This is a genomic window from Phytohabitans sp. LZ39 (assembly GCF_059359075.1).
The window spans coordinates 735,477-751,720 of record NZ_JCADBM010000001.1; the positions used below are offsets into that span (position 1 = coordinate 735,477).

The window sequence follows — 16,244 nt, forward strand, 5'->3', positions numbered from 1 at the left end:
GGATGACGGGTACGTTGATCACGGTCGCGCCCACCGGCGCGGAGTCGTCGAAGGCGGACGTGCCGGCCCTGCCGGTGACGCCGGAAGAGCTTGTCGTCACGGCCAAAGAGTGCGAGGCGCTCGGCGCCAGCGTGATCCACGTGCACATCCGCGACGACGAGGCGCGCCCGACGCTCGACCTCGGGCGGCTGCGGGCCACCGTCGCGGCGCTGCGTGGCGCCACCGACCTGATCGTGCAGCTGTCGTCGGGCGGTGCCGTGACCGACCCGGAGGCCGACCGGCTCGCCGTGCTCGACGCCGGCCCGGACATGGCCTCGTGCACGATGGGCACCGTCAACTTCGGCGACGACGTCTTCATGAACCGCTGGGAGTTCGTCGTCGAGCTGCACACCCGCATGCGCGAGCGGGGCATCGTGCCGGAGTACGAGATCTTCGACCTCGGCCACCTCACCGCGCTCCAGCGGCTGCTCGACAAGCACGGGCTGCCGGCCGGCGAGCACGTGCACGTCGACCTGGTGATGGGCGTGCCCGGCGGGATGCCCGGCACGACCGAGGCGCTCGTCGCGTGCCGGCAGGCGATGCGCGACCTGCCCGAGGGCACGACGTTCTCCGCCACCGGCATCGGGCGCTCGACGATCCCCGTCATGCTGGCGTCGCTGTCCGCCGGCGGGCACCTGCGGGTCGGCATGGAAGACACGATCACGTACGCGAAGGGCAGCCCCGTCGAGTCCAACATGCAGCTCGTGGCCCGCGCGGTCGGGTTCGCCCAGCTGGCACAGCGCCCGCCGCTGACCCCCACGCAGGCTCGCGCCCTCCTCGGCGTGCCCGCGCCGGAGGCACCATGACCGGCGGGGTCCCGCTGGCCGAGGTCGTCCGATCTGGATTCGTGGAGGGTCTGCACCGCGGCTCGGTGGTGGTGCTCGACGCGAGCGGCGCGGTGATCGACTCGGCCGGTGACGTGAAGTCGCCGATGTTTCCGCGCTCGTCCAACAAGCCGCTCCAGGCCATCGGCATGCTCCGCTCCGGGCTGCGCCTGGTCGACCCGGCCGATCTCGCGCTGGTCTGCGCCAGCCACTTCGGCGAAGACCATCACGTGGCCCGGGTACGTGCCCTGCTGCGCAGCGCTGGGCTTGACGAGAGCGCGCTGCGCTGCCCGCCCGACCTGCCGCTCCACAAGGCGACCGCCGAGGCGGTGCTGCGGGCCGGCGGCGGGCCCTCCCGCGTGCAGATGAACTGCTCCGGCAAGCACGCCGGCATGCTCCTCACCTGCCTTGCGTCCGGCTGGTCGCTGGAGGAGTACTGGCTGCCCGAACACCCGCTCCAGGTACGGCTGCGGGCGGCGGTGGAGGAGTTCACCGGCGAGCCGGCCGCGGCGGTTGGCGTCGACGGGTGCGGAGCGCCGGTGCTCGCGGCGTCGCTGGCCGGGCTCGCCTCGGCGTTCCTGCGCCTGGTGTCGGGTGCGCCCGGCTCGGTCGAGCGCACCGTCGCCGACGCGATGCGGGCCTACCCCGAGGTGGTCGCCGGTTCGGGTGCCGAAGACACGCTGATCATGCGGGCCGTGCCGGGGCTGCTGTCGAAGGGCGGCGCCGAGGGCGTGATGGCCGTCGCGGTCCCGGACGTGGGTGCGGTGGCCCTGAAGATCGAAGACGGCCAGATGCGGGCGCGTATGCCGGTGGTCGTCTCGGCGCTGCGAAGGCTGGGAGTGGACGCGTCAGAGCTGGCTGAAGTGCCGATTCTAGGCGGCGGCGAGATCGTGGGGGCCGTCCAAGCCGTCTGGTGAGTTAGCCCACAGTTAGCAGTTTGCTTGCAAGAGCAAGCGCCCCGGCGTACGGTCGAGTGCATGGCCACCCCGAAGGATCTGCCCCGCGACATCGGCGGGTTCATCCGTGACCTGCGGCGCAATGCCAAGATTTCGCTGCGGCAGCTGGCCGACCAGGCCGGGGTCAGCAATCCGTACCTGAGCCAGGTCGAGCGCGGCCTGCGCAAGCCGAGCGCCGAGGTGCTCCAGCAGCTGGCCAGCGCGCTGCGCGTCTCGACCCCGGTGATGTACCTACGGGCCGGGCTGCTCGACGCGCTGGACGCCAAAGAGGGGCAGGGCGTGCTCGCCGCGATCGCGGCCGACCCGGACCTGACGGTTTCCCAAAAGCAGTCGCTGAGCCAGATCTACGAGACGTTCCGCCGGGAAAACGCCCGCATCGCCGCGGAGGCCCCGGCCACCGACGCCGATTCCGTCGACCCGGACGAGGCGGATTCGCAGACCACCACCCCCCAGCCCGCGAAGAAGACCGTGAAGAAGGCGGTCAAGAAGACGGTCGCACCCGCGGCCGAGGAGGAGAACCAATGACCGAGCAGAACAATTCGACCCGTATCCCCACCCCGCTCTACGCCGCCGCCGGCGCCGGTGACCTGGCCTACCAGCAGCTGCGCAAGCTGCCGGCCGTGGTCAACGAGCTGAGCGGCAAGGCCGCCGCCGGCACCATCGACCTGCGCGCCAAGGCCGTCGCCACGCTGCGGGCCGCCAACACCACGGCGACCAGCCTGCGTGACCGGGCCGCGACGACCGACTTCGACGCCGAGCGCCTGCGCGCGGCGGCCCGTCGCAACGCCGCCGCCCTCGTGGCCGGCGCCCAGGCCGCCCAGGAGCGCGCGTTCGCGTTCTACGGTCAGCTCGTGGCGCACGGCGAGCGCGTGGTCGGCACCGGTGTGGTGCGTACGGCCGACGCGGTCAACTCGGACATCGAGGCCACCGAGCCGCCGGCCGAGGTGACCGCCGCTCCGGCCAGCGAGACCGAGACGAAGCCGGTCGCCAAGAAGGCCACCAAGGCCGCCAAGCGCACCACCCCCGCGGAGAAGTAACCGACCGCCACGGCGACGGGCGCCGGCAGGGCATGGCCCGGCCGGCGCCCACGGCTAAGCTTTCACACATGGCCATCTCCGCGCCGCTGTTCTACCTCGACGTTCGGTACGTCATCGACATGGCGTTGCTCATCTTCGCCCTGGTGATCGAGGGCGTGGCGCTCGTGCACTGCCTCACGCAGCGGTCCGACGCTTTTCCGGCTATCGGCACCATTCCGAAAGGTGCCTGGCTGGCCATCCTCGGCGTCTCGCTCCTGCTGACGCTCTTCTTCTTCAGCGCGGTCAACATCTTCGGCCTGATCGGCATCGCCGCCGCCTCCGTCTACCTGCTCGACGTGCGCGTCGGCCTGCGCGACCTGACGGACGGCAAGGGCTTCTGGTGAGAGACTTCCGCTGGCCACCGCCGCCCGACGGCGGCCCGCGGACGTACGGACCGGGGCCCTCGGCGCCACGCACCGGCCGGCCGGCACTGCCCGAGCCGGCGACCGAGCTGGTCACCACACCACACGGCGTGCGGCTGGAGCGCCTCGTATCGGGTTCGGGCGACCCGGCCACCGTGTTCGCGCACGGGTTCGCCACCGGCATCTCGGCCACCCGACCCCTCGGCAGCGCGGTCACCGGGCGCAAGGTCTTCTTCCAGTTTCGCGGGCACGGGCGGTCGGATCCGCCGACCGGACCGATCACCTATGCCGACCTGGCCCGCGACCTGCGAGCCATCGCCGACCTCTCCGGTGCCACCCGCGCGGTGGGCGCCAGCCTGGGCGCCGGTGCGCTGTGCCAGCTGCTGGCGGAGAGCCCGGAGCGCTTCGAGCGGGTGGTGTTCTTCCTCCCGGCCGTACTCGACGAGCCAAGGACCACGGCGGCGCGTGACCGGCTGGCGGCGCTCGTCGACGCGGTGCAGTCCGGTGATGTGTCCGCCGTGGCGGACGCCGTCTCGGCCGAGATCCCGCCGGCGGTGCGCAACACACCCGCCGGCTGGGCGTATCTGCGGCAGCGCATCGACCAGCTGATGCGCGACGGCCTGGCGCCCGAGCTGGCCGGTCTCGCCGGCCAGGCCGCGGTCGCCGACCGCGCCGCCCTCTCCGCCGTGCCGGCCCGCGCGCTCGTCATCGGCAGCATCGGCGACGACCTCCACCCCGCGGTGGTCGCGGAGCGGCTGGCCGCCGCGCTGCCAAGCGCCGAGCTGCACATCTACGACCGGCCCGGCATCCTCTGGACCGAGCGGGCCGACCTGCGCGATCGGATATCAGCCTTCTTGAACGACTAGGACCGGATCATGGGCGTCACGCACCACGGCCGCACCCAGCGGCTCGACCTGGCCGACCCGACCCTGCGCGAGTGGGAGTGCACGGTGCTCGCCGCCGACCCGGAGCAGGGCATCGTGCTCGACCGCTCGGCCTTCTACCCGGGCGGTGGCGGGCAGCCGCCAGACCACGGGGTGCTGCTCTGGCAGGGGGTGCAGACCCGCATCGTGGGCACCCGCAAGGGCGACGACCTCTACCTCCTGCCCGCCGAGGGCGACCCGCTCCCACCGCCCGGCACGGCCGTCACCGGCGCGCTCGAAGACGAACGGCGCAGCCTCCTGATGCGCACCCACAGCGGCCTGCACGTGCTGTGCGGCGTGGTCTTCCGCGACTTCGGCGCGCTGGTGACCGGCGGCAACATGGAGCCCGGCGAGGCCCGGATGGACTTCAACCTCCCGCAGGTGCCGCCCGACTTCAAGACCTCGCTCGAAGACCTCGTCAACGCCGAGGTCGTGGCCGACCGCGCGATCGAGGTGCGGGTCCTGCCGCGCGCCGAGGCGCTCGCGATCCCCGACATCGTGCGCACCCAGACCAACCTCATCCCGCCAGACGAGCAAGAGGTGCGGATCGTCGACATCACCGGCCTGGACGTCCAGGCCGACGGCGGCACCCACGTGGCGGCGACGGCCCAGATCGGCAAGGTCCAGGTCGTCAAGGTCGAGAGCAAGGGCAAAGCCAACCGCCGAGTGAGGATCCGGCTTGGTGCGTAACCTTTTCACCGCTTGCGCGGTGAAAAGGTGTGGACAAGACGCCGAAGGTGGTTTTCGCGGCAATCGTGGTGCTAGGGCTGCCGCTTGCCGTCTGGGTGGGGTGGCACCTCGCCACCGACGGGCCGCCGCCGGCGTCCAGGCCTGAAGGGGCGGGCAACCTCGGCACCGCGCCGCCCGGCGCCTCGGCACCCGCCCGCGGCTGGCCGGGGAGGGGACCGGCCTCGCTGCCGGTGGGCGCGAGCCAGTCGGTGTCGGCCTCGCCGTCCGCGCCCGGCACGCCGGTGCCGTCGGCAACGTCCACCGCCGAGCCGGTGCCCACGCCGAGCCCGACCACCGCTCCCGAGGCGACCGCCGAGCCCACGCCGCCGCCGTCCACCCCACCGGTCAGCGCCGACCCGTCGCCCAGCGCCTGACGGGCGGTTCTGGGCCGGGTGTTCTACGCTCCCGGCGTGGTTGGTGAGTTCTTCGCGGGCGTCGGGCTGCTCGGCCGGGGCATCGGCATGTACACCCGGAACCCCCGCCTGGTCATCCTCGGCATCATCCCGGCCCTCATCTCGGGGCTGCTGTTCATCGCCGCGTTCGTGACGCTGATCTACTTCGTCTCCGACCTCGCGGAGCTGTTCACCTGGTTTGCCGACGACTGGTCCGAGGGGCTGCGCGACGCCGTGCAGTTTCTCGCCGCGATCGGCATCCTCGGGCTCGGCGGACTCATCGGCGTGCTGACCTTCACCGCGGTCACGCTGCTCATCGGCGACCCGTTCTACGAGAAGATCTCCGAGAAGATCGAGGCACGGTTCGGCGGCGTCCCGGGCGAGGTCGAGGTGCCCTGGTGGCGCTCCCTGCGGCGCAGCCTGTGGGACTCGATACGGCTGATCGCCCTCTCCCTCCTGATCGGCATCCCGCTCTTCTTCCTGGGCCTGCTGCCGCTCGTCGGCCAGACGGTGATCCCGGTGATCGGCGCCCTGATCGGCGGCTGGTTCCTCGCGCTCGAACTTGTCGGCGTGGCGTTCTTCCGCCGAGGCCTGCGCCTGCCGGACCGCCGCCGCGTCCTCGCCGGCCACCGCCCACTGGCGCTGGGCTTCGGGGTGAGCGTGTTCTGCTGCTTCCTGATCCCGCTCGGCGCGGTGCTCATCATGCCGGCCGCGGTGGCGGGCGGCACGCTGCTCGCCCGCAAGGTGCTCGGCCTACCGATCGACGCCCCCGCCCCATCGACTCCTAGCGCGCCGTCAGGATCCAATTCCCAGATCTGAGCTACCGCGATGTCCGCCGTGGTCCAGACCGCTGCTCCCGCGGCCTCACCCGTCCGCCGCTGGTCACGCGGACGCGCCTCGCTTCGCGCGCAAGTCACGGCCGTGGGTGGGAGGGCGCAGGTAGTGGCGCCGTTCGCATTTGCTCTGCTCACCCATAGGAGACACCCTGCGCCCGAGGGCTCATGCCGGCCGCCCACTATGGGGGAGCAGAGCAAAGGCAATCCAGCACACAGGGGACAGCCGCGCGGCCGCGACGCTTCATCGCAGCGCCGGGTCTGGGTGGCCCGGCGCACCCGACTGGGGTGGGCGCGGCCAAAGCGCTGGGTTAGGCCGCGGGAGCAGCGGTCCGGACCCCACACAGGGTGAGCCGGCCTCGCGGGCCACCGTCTGTGACGCAGCGTCAGCAGTCTCAGCTGAGAACGTCGAGATCTAGGACAGTTAGGGTTGATATAGCGCCCTAACCCTCCAAGATCTCGAATCTTGAGCCGCGCATGCGATGGCGGCGGTTACTCAGAGCGACGAAACCCTGTTTCGACCTCCTGCCGCCTGTTCGGCAACAGGCATTGTGGACATACACCGCTGCACCGCGGGGCCGCGCACTGCCGAGGCAAAGGGGCGACCGCGGCCAAAAGCGGAGGGTGAGGCCGCGGGAGCAGCGGTCCGGACCACCGCGGACATCGCGGTAGCCCTGATCTGTCTGAAGTGGATCCTCTAGGCGCTTTCGCGGATGACCAGCTCGGTGGGGAGGATCAGAGCTTCCTCGACGTCGTCGCCGTGGGCGATGCGGAGCAGCTGGCGGACCATCTCACGGCCGATGTCGATGATCGGCTGGCGGACGGTGGTGAGCGGCGGGTCGGTGTAGCGGGCGATCTCCACGTCGTCGAAGCCGACCACCGCCACGTCGTCGGGCACCCGGCGGCCGGCCTCGCGCAGCGTGCGGAGCGCGCCGTGTGCCATCAGATCGGACGCCACGAAGACCGCGTCGAGCGACGGGTCGTCTTCCAGGAGCTGGCGCATCGCGACCGCGCCGGACTCGCGGGTGAAGTCGCCGTTGGCCACGATCGAGCGGCGGCGTGAGCCCTTCAGCTCGTTGCGGTAGCCGGCCAGCCGGTCGACGCCGGCGACCATGTCCTGCGGGCCGGCGATCGTGGCGATCCGCTGGCGGCCGGCGTCGAGCAGGTGGCGCACGGCGGTCGCCGCTCCGCCCACCGAGTCGACGTCGACGTACGGCACCGGGGGCGTGCCCCGGCCCATCGGGCGGCCACTGCACACGACCGGGATGCCGATCCGCGCGAGCGTGCCGGGCAGCGGGTCGACGCCGTGCATCGAGGCGAACATGACGCCGTCGACGTGGCGGCCCGTCGTGTATCGCTCGACCCGGTCGTAACTGGCCGCCGAGCCCGCCATGATGAGCACGAGCTGCTTGTCGGCCGCCTCCAGCTCCTGGCTGACGCCGCGCACGATGCCGGGGAAGAACTGGTCGTCGGAGAAGACGCGGGTCGCCGACTCGGGCAGGATCAGCGCGATCGAGTCGGTGCGCTGGGTGACCAGGCTGCGGGCGGCGAGGTTGGGCACGTACCCCAGCTCGCGCACCGCCTGCCGCACCGCCTCCTGGATCGGCTCGGCGACTGTCGTCGAGCCGTTGACGACGCGCGACACCGTGGCGCGGGAGACACCCGCACGGCGGGCCACTGCCTCCAGGGTCGGGCGCTCCCGCGCGATGGTCATGACGTCAGTCCGTTACGGGCGACGACCTCGCGATACCAGAGCGCGCTGTCCTTGAGCGTGCGCCGCTGGGTCTGGTAGTCGACGTGGATGATGCCGAACCGCTTGCGGTAGCCCTCCGCCCACTCGAAGTTGTCCATCAGCGACCACACCAGGTAGCCACGCACGTCGACGCCGCGCTGGATGGCGGTGTGCACGGCGCGGAGGTGGCCGTCGAGGTACGCGATGCGGTCGGCGTCGGCGACCTGCCCGTCGGGCCCCACCTTGTCGTCGAAGGCGGCGCCGTTTTCCGTGATGTACAGCGGGGTGGTGGGATAGTCGCGGCCGATCCGCTCCAGCAGCGCGGTGAGGCCGGCCGGCTCGATCTGCCAGCCCATCTCGGTCAGCGGGCCGGCCGGTGGCAGGAAGAGGATGCCCTCGGTGCCGGGGTGGGCGAGGCCACCGCCGGGCGCGTCCGGGCGCCCCGCCACGTAGGTGGGCGAGTAGTAGTTGACGCCGAGCAGGTCGATCGCCGCCGCGATGGCCTTTTCGTCGCCATCTTGGATGAACCCCAGGTCGGTGAAGCGGCGCATGTGCTCGAGCACGTCGGGCGGGTAGCCACCGGCCAGGATCGGGTCGAAGAAGATGCGGTTGGCCAGCCCGTCGACGACCCGCACGGCCTCGGCGTCGGCCGCGCTCTCCGGGTCGGCGGGGAGCACCGCGGCGGGGTTGAGCGTGATGCCGATGTTTTCGGCGCCCGCCGCGCGCAGGGCCCGCACCGCCAGGCCGTGCCCGAGCAGCAGGTGGTGGACCGCGGCGAACGCGTCCGCGGGATCCTGCCGACCCGGAGCGTGCACGCCGGAGGCGTAGCCGAGGTAGGCCGAGCACCAGGGCTCGTTGAGCGTGGTCCAGGTGGAGACGCGGTCGCCCAGCCGGGTGTACACGGCCGCGGCGTACTCGGCGAACCAGTAGGCGGTGTCGCGGCTGGTCCAGCCACCGCGGTCTTCCAGTGTCTGGGGCAGATCCCAGTGGTAGAGCGTGACGATGGGGTCGATGCCCCGGCCGATCAACTCGTCGACGAGACGGTCGTAGAAGTCGAGGCCGCGCGGGTTGACCGGGCCGGTGCCGTCGGGCCGCACGCGGGGCCACGAGATCGAAAACCTGTATGCCCGCAGATCGAGGTCGGCCATGAGGCCCACGTCGTCCGGGTAGCGGTGGTAGTGGTCGCACGCCACGTCGCCGGTGTGGCCGGCGTAGACCTTGCCCGGGGTGCGGGAGAACGTGTCCCAGATCGAAGGGCCGCGCCCGTCGTCCCGGGCCGCGCCCTCGATCTGGTACGCCGCGGTGGCCGCACCCCATACGAAGCCGTCTGGAAACTCCAGGCCCACCGTCATCCCCTCACCACTCCCTGGCACGGTCCTTACGATTATGTGCCACGTGCCGCGGTGGAAGGGGCGCGAGCCCGCCGCCGTCCGCAGACGCCACCAAGCGGAGGGAGCGCGGCGACCGGAGCGACTGGGGCGAGCCGCCCTCGCGGAGCGAGGGCAAACGTCATCGGTCAGCCCGTACGCAGGCAGTCGAGCAGCGTGGCGTCGCCGGTGACCTCGAGCATTTCGAAGCCTACGCGGCCGTAGAGAGCCAGCAGCAGGTCGCTCGCCGTGCCCGCCGCGTACGCCCGGGCGGGGTGCTCGTCGGTGTCCAGGATCGTGCCGGTGTCGAGCAGCGCGACGCCTTCGCCCCGCAGCCGCAGGAACCACTCCTGCGACGCGTCGGTCGCGACGAGGTGCACCATGCCCTGCCGTGACGTGGGGTTGTGGCGGCGGCCGGCGGGCAGCCAGGTGTCGAGCACCTCGCTCACCCCGTCGACCGCAAGCTTGGCCTCGACCGGCTCGCCGGCCGCGATCGCCATCTGGGCGTCCCAGCGGTGCACGGCGGTCTCGTGTGCCATGCGGCGATGCCAGAAGCCGGCCTTCTTGGCCTGTGGCGCCCAGTTCCACGCGGGGAGCTCCGGGTCGAGCGCCTCCAGCGTGTCGACAAGCTCCGTGTACTCGTCGTGCCACCACTCGACCGCGGCCGGGCCGGTCGGGAGGCCCTCCGGGACGGGTACGCGGCGCGACTCCGGCGGGGAGGTGACGCCGCGGGTGGCGTGACCGCGCACCCAGCGGTAGATGGAACCGAGGTGGTGGACGAGGTCGGTGACGGTCCAGTCGGGGCAGGAGGGCACCGGCGTGTCGGGAGAGGCCTGGGTGACGGCGTCGCGGAAGGGTGGACCCTCGGCCCGAAGCCCGGCGATCCAGAAGTCTTTCGACCCGTGCAATCTGCTGGTCATAACACCCTCCCGACGCGGCCGGGCGGCCCTTGGGTTGCCCCCGTGCGGTCCAGCCTAGGGTGAATGGCGTGCCCGACGTTAGCGCCGAACTGCCTACTGCCGCCCAGCCGACCGTGCCCGATTCGCTCGCGGCCTACACCACTTTGGGCCTTGGTGGCCGAGCGCAGCGAGTATTGATCGCCACGAATGCGGATGAGCTGGCCCAAACACCCGCGAACTCGTTCATCCTTGCGGGTGGCAGCAACGTGGTCGTCGGCGACGGCGGCTATCCCGGCACGGTCGTGCTGGTCCGTTCCACCGGGGTGACGGTGCGTGACACCGAGGACGGCGCGGCGACCGTGACGGTCGAGGCCGGCGAGTCCTGGGACAGCGTGGTGGCACAGGCCGTGGAGGCCGGCTGGTCGGGCATCGAATGCCTCTCCGGCATCCCGGGGTCGGCCGGCGCCACCCCGATCCAGAACGTCGGGGCGTACGGCCAGGAGGTCGCCGAGACCATCACGGCGGTGAGGGTCCTCGACCGGACCACCGGCGAGCGCCTGGTGATGACGCCCGAGGAGTGCGGCTTCGCGTACCGCACCAGCGTCTTCAAGCACAGCGACCGGTGGGTGGTGCTCTCCGTCGACTTCCGCCTCTTCCGCTCGCGCGAGTCGGCGCCGGTGCGCTACGCGGAGCTGGCCCGGACGTTGGGCGTGGAGATCGGCGACCGGGTGCCGCTGGCCGACGCCCGCGCGGCGGTGCTGGAGCTGCGGGCCGGCAAGGGCATGGTGCTCGACCCGGACGACCCGGACACCCGCTCGGTCGGCTCGTTCTTCACCAACCCGGTGCTGGAGGCCTCGGCGTACTCGGCGCTCCGCGAGCGTGCCGCCGGCCTGGGCGAGCCGCCGTCGTGGCCGAGCCCCGACGGCGTGGTCAAGGTCAGTGCGGCCTGGCTCATCGACAAGGCGGGCTTCACCAAGGGGTACGGCCACGGCCCGGTCGGCATCTCGACCAAGCACACGCTTGCCCTCACCCATCGGGGCGGTGGCTCCACGGCCGAGCTGCTCGGTCTGGCGCGGGAGATCCGAGACGGCGTGCGAGGCCGGTTCGGGGTGACGCTCCACCCCGAACCGGTCCTGGTCAACTGCGTCATCTGACCGGTCACACCCGGCCGAAGTCCTGCGTCCACAACAGCGCGCCGTCCTTGGCCCGGGCCACGCCCACGCCGACGGCCTTGGCAGCGCAGTCGAGGATCGCCTTGCGGTGCGGGCTGCTGCCCATCCAGCCCTTGACGACCTCTGCCGGCGTGCGGTGCCCCTTGGCGATGTTCTCGCTCATGGCGTGCTTGTAGCCGGCCCGCGCGGCACGGGTCGAAAAGTCGCTGCCGTCGCTGCCGGTGTGGCTGAAGAAGTTGTTGCGGGCCATGTCCTGGCTGTGCCTATACGCGGAGTTGCTCAGCTTGGGCTCGCGTCGTACCGCACGGCAGCCCTGCTTGGCCCGCTCCTGGTTGGTCAGTCGGATCACTTCGGACTCGGCCGACGCCCGGGCGGTGCCGGTGACCGGCGCGGCGGCGTACCCCGGGACGGCGAGCGTCAGGCTCATCACGGCCGCCCCCGCGACGGCCGCCAGCGTCGCCCACGGGCCCGATCTCCCACGAGTTGACATCGCGATCACCCTCTCCGTGTGAGTCGTTCGGACAGGACGTTCAAGTACCCGAGAAAATCTCGCGAAATCACAATCTGTAACGAATATTTCCGGCGAGAACGGGGTAAAACGACAGACCGTTGCGCATCTGGGTGATCGCTCGTTACACGGAGCGTGTCGTCTTTCTCTTTCTCCCACGCCGCCCGGCGTGCCTCGATAGCTGGCCTCCTGGTCTGCGGGATCAGTGGTGCCGTCGTCGCCACGGCATCCACCGTGCTTGCGGGCACGGAGCCCCGTCCGGCGGCTGAGCGGGCCGCGGTCCAACCGGAAGGGACGCGCGGCTACGGGTACACGAAGAGCCCGAGCCCGTCGGTCAGCTCCACGACCAGCCCGTCGCCGAGTCCTTCCGTCAGCTCGACCACGAGCGCGTCGCCGAGCCCGTCGGTGAGCTCGACGACAAGCCCCAGCCCGTCGGTGAGCACCACGGCGAGTCCCAGCCCGTCGACAAGCAGCACCGCGAGCCCCAGCCCGTCGACAAGCACGACGGCGAGCGCCAGCCCGTCGGCGAGCGTCAGCGCCAGCGCCAGCGCCAGCGCCACGCCCGGACCCGGTGGCGGCCTGCCGCAGACCGGCAGCCCCGCGGTGCTGATGGCCGGCGCCGGCGCCGGGTTGCTCATCGCCGGCGGCGCCGCGATCTTCCTCGCCCGCCGGCGGCGGCTTCGGCTGACTCTCTGACCGCCGGTCAACCCTGGCCGGTCGCCACGGCCGGCCAGGAGACCGTGACTTCGCCATGACGCCAGCGGGCTGGCCGGTCCACGATCGGCCAGCCCGCCGCCCGTATGGCGTAGACCGCGCGCAGCCAACGCTGCCGAGGCCCGAACGTGGCGTACGGCGCGGCGTCCCGCCATCCTTCGTCCAATGCGGACACGAACGCGTGGACCGGCTCGCCCGGCACGTTGTGGTGGATGAGCGCTTTGGGCAGCCGCTCGGCGAGCGTGGCCGGTGTGTCCAGAGTGGACAGTTTGGCGGCGAGCGTGAGGGTACGCGGGCCGGACGCGTCGAGCAGCACCCAGGAGGCGAGGCGGCCCAGCTCGTCGCAGGTGCCCTCTACCACCGCGCCGCCCGGGGCGAGCGCCACGGCCATGGTCCGCCAGGCGGCTTCCACGGCCGACTCCTCGTACTGGCGCAGGACGTTGAACGCGCGTACCACCGCCGGGCGCAGGCCGGCGAGCTCGAACCCGCCGCGCGCGAACGTCAAGCCGGGCGGGTCGGCCATGGGCGCGGCGGCCGCCACCCGCGCGGGATCGATCTCCAGCCCCACCACGCGCACGTCGGAGCGGACCGCGGACACCAGCCGGGCGCGCAGCTCGACGGCGGTCACCGGGCTCGCGCCGTATCCGAGGTCGATCACCAGCGGGTCGGCCGCGTCGCGCAGCATCCCGCCGAGCGTGGCCGCGATCCATTTGTCCACCCGCCGGAGCCGGTTGGGGTTGGTGGTCCCGCGAGTGATCTCGCCCTGCGGCCGAGCGGCCATCAGAACACCCGGTGCACCTTGTGCTGTGCGGCCTGGGCGAGCGGGCGGACCACGATGCGGTCGATGTTGACGTGGTGCGGGCGGGTCACCGTCCACGCGATGCAGTCGGCGATGTCGTCGGCGACGAGCGGCTCGGCCACGCCCGCGTACACCGCGTCGGCTTTCTGCGCGTCGCCGCCGAAGCGGGTCAGCCCGAACTCCTCGGTGCGCACCATGCCCGGGTCGATCTCGACAACCCGGATCGGCCGGCCGCTCAGCTCCAGCCGCAGCGTCTCGGCGACCGCGGTCTGCGCGTGCTTGGCCGCGGCGTAGCCACCGCCGCCCTCGTACACGATGAGACCCGCCGTGGAGCTGAGCACGACGACGGTGCCCGCGCCCGACGCGTCCAGCGCCGGCAGGAAGGCCTGGGTCACCCGGACGGTGCCGAGCACGTTGACGTCGAACATCCACTGCCAGTCGGCGACCGACCCGCTCTCCACCGGATCCAGGCCGCGGGCGCCGCCGGCGTTGTTGACCAGGACCGAGACCGGCCGGCCGAGCTCGCCGACACCGGCGGCCAGCGCGGCCACCGACTCGTCCGACGTGACGTCGCAGGTCAGGGCGGTGGCTTCACCCCCGGCGCCGGCGATCTCCTTCACCAGGGCGTCGAGCCGGTCGGCTCGGCGGGCGGCGGCGACGACGTGGAAGCCCTCGGCGGCCAGCCGCCGGGCGGTGGCGGCGCCGATACCGCTGGAGGCGCCGGTCACGATCGCGATCGAGGAGGTCATGGCGTCGATTCTTCCTCAGGCTGAAGCCCGTCTGGCCGCGCGGCCTAACGCCGTGCGTTAGACCCCTGAGCCTGATGGTTCGCTCGCAAGCTCGCTCACGTATGAGAGGTGGATCACGTCTGGGGGCACGTTATATGCACGTTCAACTGGTTATCGGGAAGATGGGTCCGGCCGCGGGGGTTGCATTGCCGGGGGGCGTGAGTATTCGCCGTCGTGGAAGGAGCACCCTTGTCGCACTGGCCGACGCCGCGGCGCATCGCCACCCTGTCCGTGCACACGTCTCCGCTGGACCAGCCGGGCACCGGTGACGCCGGTGGCCTCAACGTGTACGTCGTGGAGGTCGCCCGCCGGCTCGCCGACGCCGGGGTCGAGGTGGAGATCTTCACTCGGGCCACGTCGAGGGACCGCCCGGCGTGCGTGGAGATGTCTCCCGGGGTGACCGTCCGGCACATTATGTCCGGCCCGCTCGAAGGGCTGGCCAAGGAAGACCTGCCGGGTCAGATGTGTGCGTTCACCAACGGGGTGCTGCGCGCCGAGGCCGCCCACCCGCCGGGCTACTACGACCTGATCCACTCGCACTATTGGCTCTCCGGCCAGGTCGGCTGGCTGGCCAAGGAGCGGTGGGGCGTGCCGCTCGTGCACACCGCGCACACGCTCGCCAAGGTCAAGAACTCCCAGCTCGCCGACGGCGACCGCCCCGAGCCGCTGGCCCGCGTGGTGGGCGAGGACCAGGTGGTCGCCGTCGCCGACCGGCTCGTCGCCAACACCCAGGTCGAGGCCCGCGACCTCATCACGCGGTACGGCGCCGACCCGGCCCGCGTCGCCGTCGTCGAGCCGGGCGTCGACCTGGAGCGCTTCCGCCCGGGAGACCGGACCGCGGCCCGGCGCCGGCTGGGCCTGCCCGAGCGGGGCTACGTGATCGCGTTCGTCGGCCGCATCCAGCCGCTCAAGGCGCCCGATGTGCTGCTGCGTTCGCTGGCCGCCCTGCTCGACCGCGAGCCCGAGCTGGCCGAGCTTGTCACGGTGGTGATCTGCGGCGGGCCGAGCGGCAGCGGCCTCGACCAGCCCACCGCGCTCATCGACCTCGCCAACTCGCTCGGCGTCGCCGACTCGGTCCGCTTCATGGCGCCGCAGACCGGCGCGGACCTGCCGGCCCTCTACCGGGCCGCGGACATCGTCGCGGTGCCGTCGCACAACGAGTCGTTCGGGCTCGTCGCGCTCGAGGCGCAGGCGTGCGGCACGCCGGTGGTGGCAGCCGCGGTCGGCGGGCTGGTGACGGCGGTACGGGACGGCGTGAGCGGCGTGCTCGTCGACGGGCACTGTCCGGTCGACTGGGCGATCGTGCTCGGCAAGCTGCTGGCGTGTCCGGGGCGGCGCGAGGAGCTGGCCGCCGGTGCGGTCCGGCACGCCCGTAACTTCTCCTGGACCCGCACGGCGTCGGGGCTGCTCGCGGTCTACCGTGAGGCGGTGACCGAGCATCGCGAGCGCATGGCCTCCTCGATCGACGCCGACGCCGCGGCCCTGCGGGCGCTGGCGTGACCACCCGGGCAGAGGTCGGCGCGCTGATCGAGTCGGTCTGCGCCGAGCGCGAGCTGCCGTGCGAGGCGACCGGCGAGCTCGCCTACGCGGTGACGCTGCCCGGCACCCACAAGCTCAAGACGGTGTGCAACCTGATCGTGGGCGAGCACGCGCTGCGCGTCGAGGCGTTCGTGATGCGCCAGCCGGACGAGCGGCGCGAGGAGCTGTGGGCGTGGCTGCTGCGCCGCAACGCCCGCATGTACGGGGTGGCCTTCTCCATCGACACCGTTGGCGACGTCTATCTGACCGGCCGGGTGGGACTGTCCGGGCTCGACGAAGACGAGCTCGACCGGTTGCTGGGATCCGTGCTGACGTACGCGGACGAATCGTTCGACACCATGCTCGAAATCGGCTTCGGCACGGCGATCCGGCGCGAGTGGGAGTGGCGGGTCAAGCGCGGCGAGTCGCTGGCCAACCTTCAGGCTTTTTCCCACATGTTCCCCGCGGACCGGCAGTCAAACGGTGTGACGGGCGAGACAACGTAATCGCCTTGTGTCAAGAAAGCGTTGCGCCGTAACGTGATCAGCACGCGCCGCACCTGGCAAACAGTTCGGGGGAGCTAGGGTCCGTCGTCGGGACCGCGCCAGGATAA

At 71.9% G+C, this 16,244-nt stretch carries 20 protein-coding genes; 13 read left to right on the forward strand and 7 right to left on the reverse strand.

The window, feature by feature from the left end:
• Positions 1–2 precede the first annotated feature (2 nt).
• The 9 genes from AC5L36_RS03395 (at position 3) to AC5L36_RS03435 (ending at position 6,120) form a co-directional block, all read left to right on the forward strand.
• The gene (locus AC5L36_RS03395) at positions 3–845 is read left to right on the forward strand and encodes a beta-keto acid cleavage family enzyme (protein WP_441220183.1); all 843 of its coding nucleotides are present in this window, start codon (positions 3–5) and stop codon (positions 843–845) included.
• Positions 842–1,780: an asparaginase gene (locus AC5L36_RS03400; RefSeq protein ID WP_441220184.1), complete on the forward strand. Its 939-nt coding sequence runs from the start codon at positions 842–844 to the stop codon at positions 1,778–1,780. Before AC5L36_RS03395 ends, AC5L36_RS03400 begins: the two co-directional genes overlap by 4 nt.
• Before the next feature lie 60 nt (positions 1,781–1,840).
• Positions 1,841–2,344, forward strand: coding sequence for a helix-turn-helix domain-containing protein (locus AC5L36_RS03405; RefSeq protein WP_441220185.1), 504 nt, complete (start codon positions 1,841–1,843; stop codon positions 2,342–2,344).
• Positions 2,341–2,856 carry a hypothetical protein gene (locus AC5L36_RS03410; protein ID WP_441220186.1) on the forward strand — a complete coding sequence of 172 codons (516 nt, stop codon included), beginning with the start codon at positions 2,341–2,343 and terminating at the stop codon, positions 2,854–2,856. Before AC5L36_RS03405 ends, AC5L36_RS03410 begins: the two co-directional genes overlap by 4 nt.
• Before the next feature lie 68 nt (positions 2,857–2,924).
• On the forward strand, positions 2,925–3,239 hold the full coding sequence (locus AC5L36_RS03415) for a DUF2516 family protein (protein WP_441220187.1): 315 nt from the start codon (positions 2,925–2,927) through the stop codon (positions 3,237–3,239).
• A complete protein-coding gene (locus tag AC5L36_RS03420) occupies positions 3,236–4,123 on the forward strand; it encodes an alpha/beta fold hydrolase (protein WP_441220188.1) in 888 nt (295 codons plus the stop codon). Before AC5L36_RS03415 ends, AC5L36_RS03420 begins: the two co-directional genes overlap by 4 nt.
• 9 nt (positions 4,124–4,132) lie before the next feature.
• On the forward strand, positions 4,133–4,870 hold the full coding sequence (locus AC5L36_RS03425) for an alanyl-tRNA editing protein (RefSeq protein ID WP_441220189.1): 738 nt from the start codon (positions 4,133–4,135) through the stop codon (positions 4,868–4,870).
• 29 nt (positions 4,871–4,899) lie between these two features.
• Positions 4,900–5,283: a hypothetical protein gene (locus AC5L36_RS03430; RefSeq protein ID WP_441220190.1), complete on the forward strand. Its 384-nt coding sequence runs from the start codon at positions 4,900–4,902 to the stop codon at positions 5,281–5,283.
• Between the two features lie 9 nt (positions 5,284–5,292).
• Entirely contained in the window at positions 5,293–6,120 is an 828-nt protein-coding gene (locus tag AC5L36_RS03435; RefSeq protein ID WP_441220228.1) for an EI24 domain-containing protein, read from the forward strand.
• A gap of 711 nt (positions 6,121–6,831) precedes the next feature.
• Here the strand turns inward: AC5L36_RS03435 and AC5L36_RS03440 are convergent.
• From AC5L36_RS03440 to AC5L36_RS03450, 3 genes are all read right to left on the reverse strand, one after another.
• On the reverse strand, positions 6,832–7,848 hold the full coding sequence (locus AC5L36_RS03440; RefSeq protein ID WP_441220191.1) for a LacI family DNA-binding transcriptional regulator: 1,017 nt from the start codon (positions 7,846–7,848) through the stop codon (positions 6,832–6,834).
• Positions 7,845–9,218 (reverse strand): GH1 family beta-glucosidase, encoded by a 1,374-nt coding sequence (locus AC5L36_RS03445; protein ID WP_441220192.1) that lies wholly within the window; start codon positions 9,216–9,218, stop codon positions 7,845–7,847. The genes AC5L36_RS03440 and AC5L36_RS03445 overlap by 4 nt, the downstream gene beginning before the upstream one ends.
• A gap of 164 nt (positions 9,219–9,382) precedes the next feature.
• The gene (locus AC5L36_RS03450; protein ID WP_441220193.1) at positions 9,383–10,153 is read right to left on the reverse strand and encodes a maleylpyruvate isomerase N-terminal domain-containing protein; all 771 of its coding nucleotides are present in this window, start codon (positions 10,151–10,153) and stop codon (positions 9,383–9,385) included.
• A 68-nt stretch (positions 10,154–10,221) separates the two neighbouring features.
• On the opposite strand from AC5L36_RS03450, the gene AC5L36_RS03455 reads away from it, so the two are divergent.
• A complete protein-coding gene (locus AC5L36_RS03455) occupies positions 10,222–11,286 on the forward strand; it encodes a UDP-N-acetylmuramate dehydrogenase (protein WP_441220194.1) in 1,065 nt (354 codons plus the stop codon).
• 4 nt (positions 11,287–11,290) lie between these two features.
• Here AC5L36_RS03455 and AC5L36_RS03460 read toward each other — a convergent pair whose 3' ends face one another.
• Both AC5L36_RS03460 and AC5L36_RS03465 read right to left on the reverse strand, forming a co-directional pair.
• Positions 11,291–11,794 carry a CAP domain-containing protein gene (locus AC5L36_RS03460; RefSeq protein ID WP_441220195.1) on the reverse strand — a complete coding sequence of 168 codons (504 nt, stop codon included), beginning with the start codon at positions 11,792–11,794 and terminating at the stop codon, positions 11,291–11,293.
• Between the two features lie 320 nt (positions 11,795–12,114).
• On the reverse strand, positions 12,115–12,450 hold the full coding sequence (locus AC5L36_RS03465; protein ID WP_441220233.1) for a hypothetical protein: 336 nt from the start codon (positions 12,448–12,450) through the stop codon (positions 12,115–12,117).
• Here AC5L36_RS03465 and AC5L36_RS03470 point away from each other — a divergent pair.
• Positions 12,422–12,508: a hypothetical protein gene (locus tag AC5L36_RS03470; protein ID WP_441220229.1), complete on the forward strand. Its 87-nt coding sequence runs from the start codon at positions 12,422–12,424 to the stop codon at positions 12,506–12,508. The genes AC5L36_RS03465 and AC5L36_RS03470 overlap by 29 nt on opposite strands.
• Positions 12,509–12,515: 7 nt before the next feature.
• Here the strand turns inward: AC5L36_RS03470 and AC5L36_RS03475 are convergent, their stop codons facing one another.
• Complete coding sequence (locus tag AC5L36_RS03475) at positions 12,516–13,310, reverse strand: class I SAM-dependent methyltransferase (RefSeq protein WP_441220230.1); 795 nt, start codon at positions 13,308–13,310, stop codon at positions 12,516–12,518.
• Positions 13,307–14,074, reverse strand: coding sequence for an SDR family oxidoreductase (locus tag AC5L36_RS03480; protein WP_441220196.1), 768 nt, complete (start codon positions 14,072–14,074; stop codon positions 13,307–13,309). Before AC5L36_RS03480 ends, AC5L36_RS03475 begins: the two co-directional genes overlap by 4 nt.
• A 228-nt stretch (positions 14,075–14,302) precedes the next feature.
• On the opposite strand from AC5L36_RS03480, the gene mshA reads away from it, so the two are divergent.
• Positions 14,303–15,613 (forward strand): D-inositol-3-phosphate glycosyltransferase, encoded by a 1,311-nt coding sequence (gene mshA / locus AC5L36_RS03485; protein ID WP_441220197.1) that lies wholly within the window; start codon positions 14,303–14,305, stop codon positions 15,611–15,613.
• A complete protein-coding gene (locus AC5L36_RS03490; RefSeq protein ID WP_441220198.1) occupies positions 15,610–16,137 on the forward strand; it encodes a type III secretion system chaperone family protein in 528 nt (175 codons plus the stop codon). Before mshA ends, AC5L36_RS03490 begins: the two co-directional genes overlap by 4 nt.
• Positions 16,138–16,244: the final 107 nt, after the last annotated feature.

Bases quoted from the DNA above. Each gene is read 5' to 3' on its own strand.
- AC5L36_RS03395 (WP_441220183.1), top strand. From the start codon at position 3: ATGACGGGTACGTTGATCACGGTCGCGCCCACCGGCGCGGAGTCGTCG.
- AC5L36_RS03400 (WP_441220184.1), top strand. From the start codon at position 842: ATGACCGGCGGGGTCCCGCTGGCCGAGGTCGTCCGATCTGGATTCGTG.
- AC5L36_RS03405 (WP_441220185.1), top strand. From the start codon at position 1,841: ATGGCCACCCCGAAGGATCTGCCCCGCGACATCGGCGGGTTCATCCGT.
- AC5L36_RS03410 (WP_441220186.1), top strand. From the start codon at position 2,341: ATGACCGAGCAGAACAATTCGACCCGTATCCCCACCCCGCTCTACGCC.
- AC5L36_RS03415 (WP_441220187.1), top strand. From the start codon at position 2,925: ATGGCCATCTCCGCGCCGCTGTTCTACCTCGACGTTCGGTACGTCATC.
- AC5L36_RS03425 (WP_441220189.1), top strand. From the start codon at position 4,133: ATGGGCGTCACGCACCACGGCCGCACCCAGCGGCTCGACCTGGCCGAC.
- AC5L36_RS03440 (WP_441220191.1), bottom strand. From the start codon at position 7,848: ATGACCATCGCGCGGGAGCGCCCGACCCTGGAGGCAGTGGCCCGCCGT.
- AC5L36_RS03445 (WP_441220192.1), bottom strand. From the start codon at position 9,218: ATGACGGTGGGCCTGGAGTTTCCAGACGGCTTCGTATGGGGTGCGGCC.
- AC5L36_RS03450 (WP_441220193.1), bottom strand. From the start codon at position 10,153: ATGACCAGCAGATTGCACGGGTCGAAAGACTTCTGGATCGCCGGGCTT.
- AC5L36_RS03460 (WP_441220195.1), bottom strand. From the start codon at position 11,794: ATGTCAACTCGTGGGAGATCGGGCCCGTGGGCGACGCTGGCGGCCGTC.
- AC5L36_RS03470 (WP_441220229.1), top strand. From the start codon at position 12,422: ATGGCCGGCGCCGGCGCCGGGTTGCTCATCGCCGGCGGCGCCGCGATC.
- AC5L36_RS03465 (WP_441220233.1), bottom strand. From the start codon at position 12,450: ATGAGCAACCCGGCGCCGGCGCCGGCCATCAGCACCGCGGGGCTGCCG.
- AC5L36_RS03480 (WP_441220196.1), bottom strand. From the start codon at position 14,074: ATGACCTCCTCGATCGCGATCGTGACCGGCGCCTCCAGCGGTATCGGC.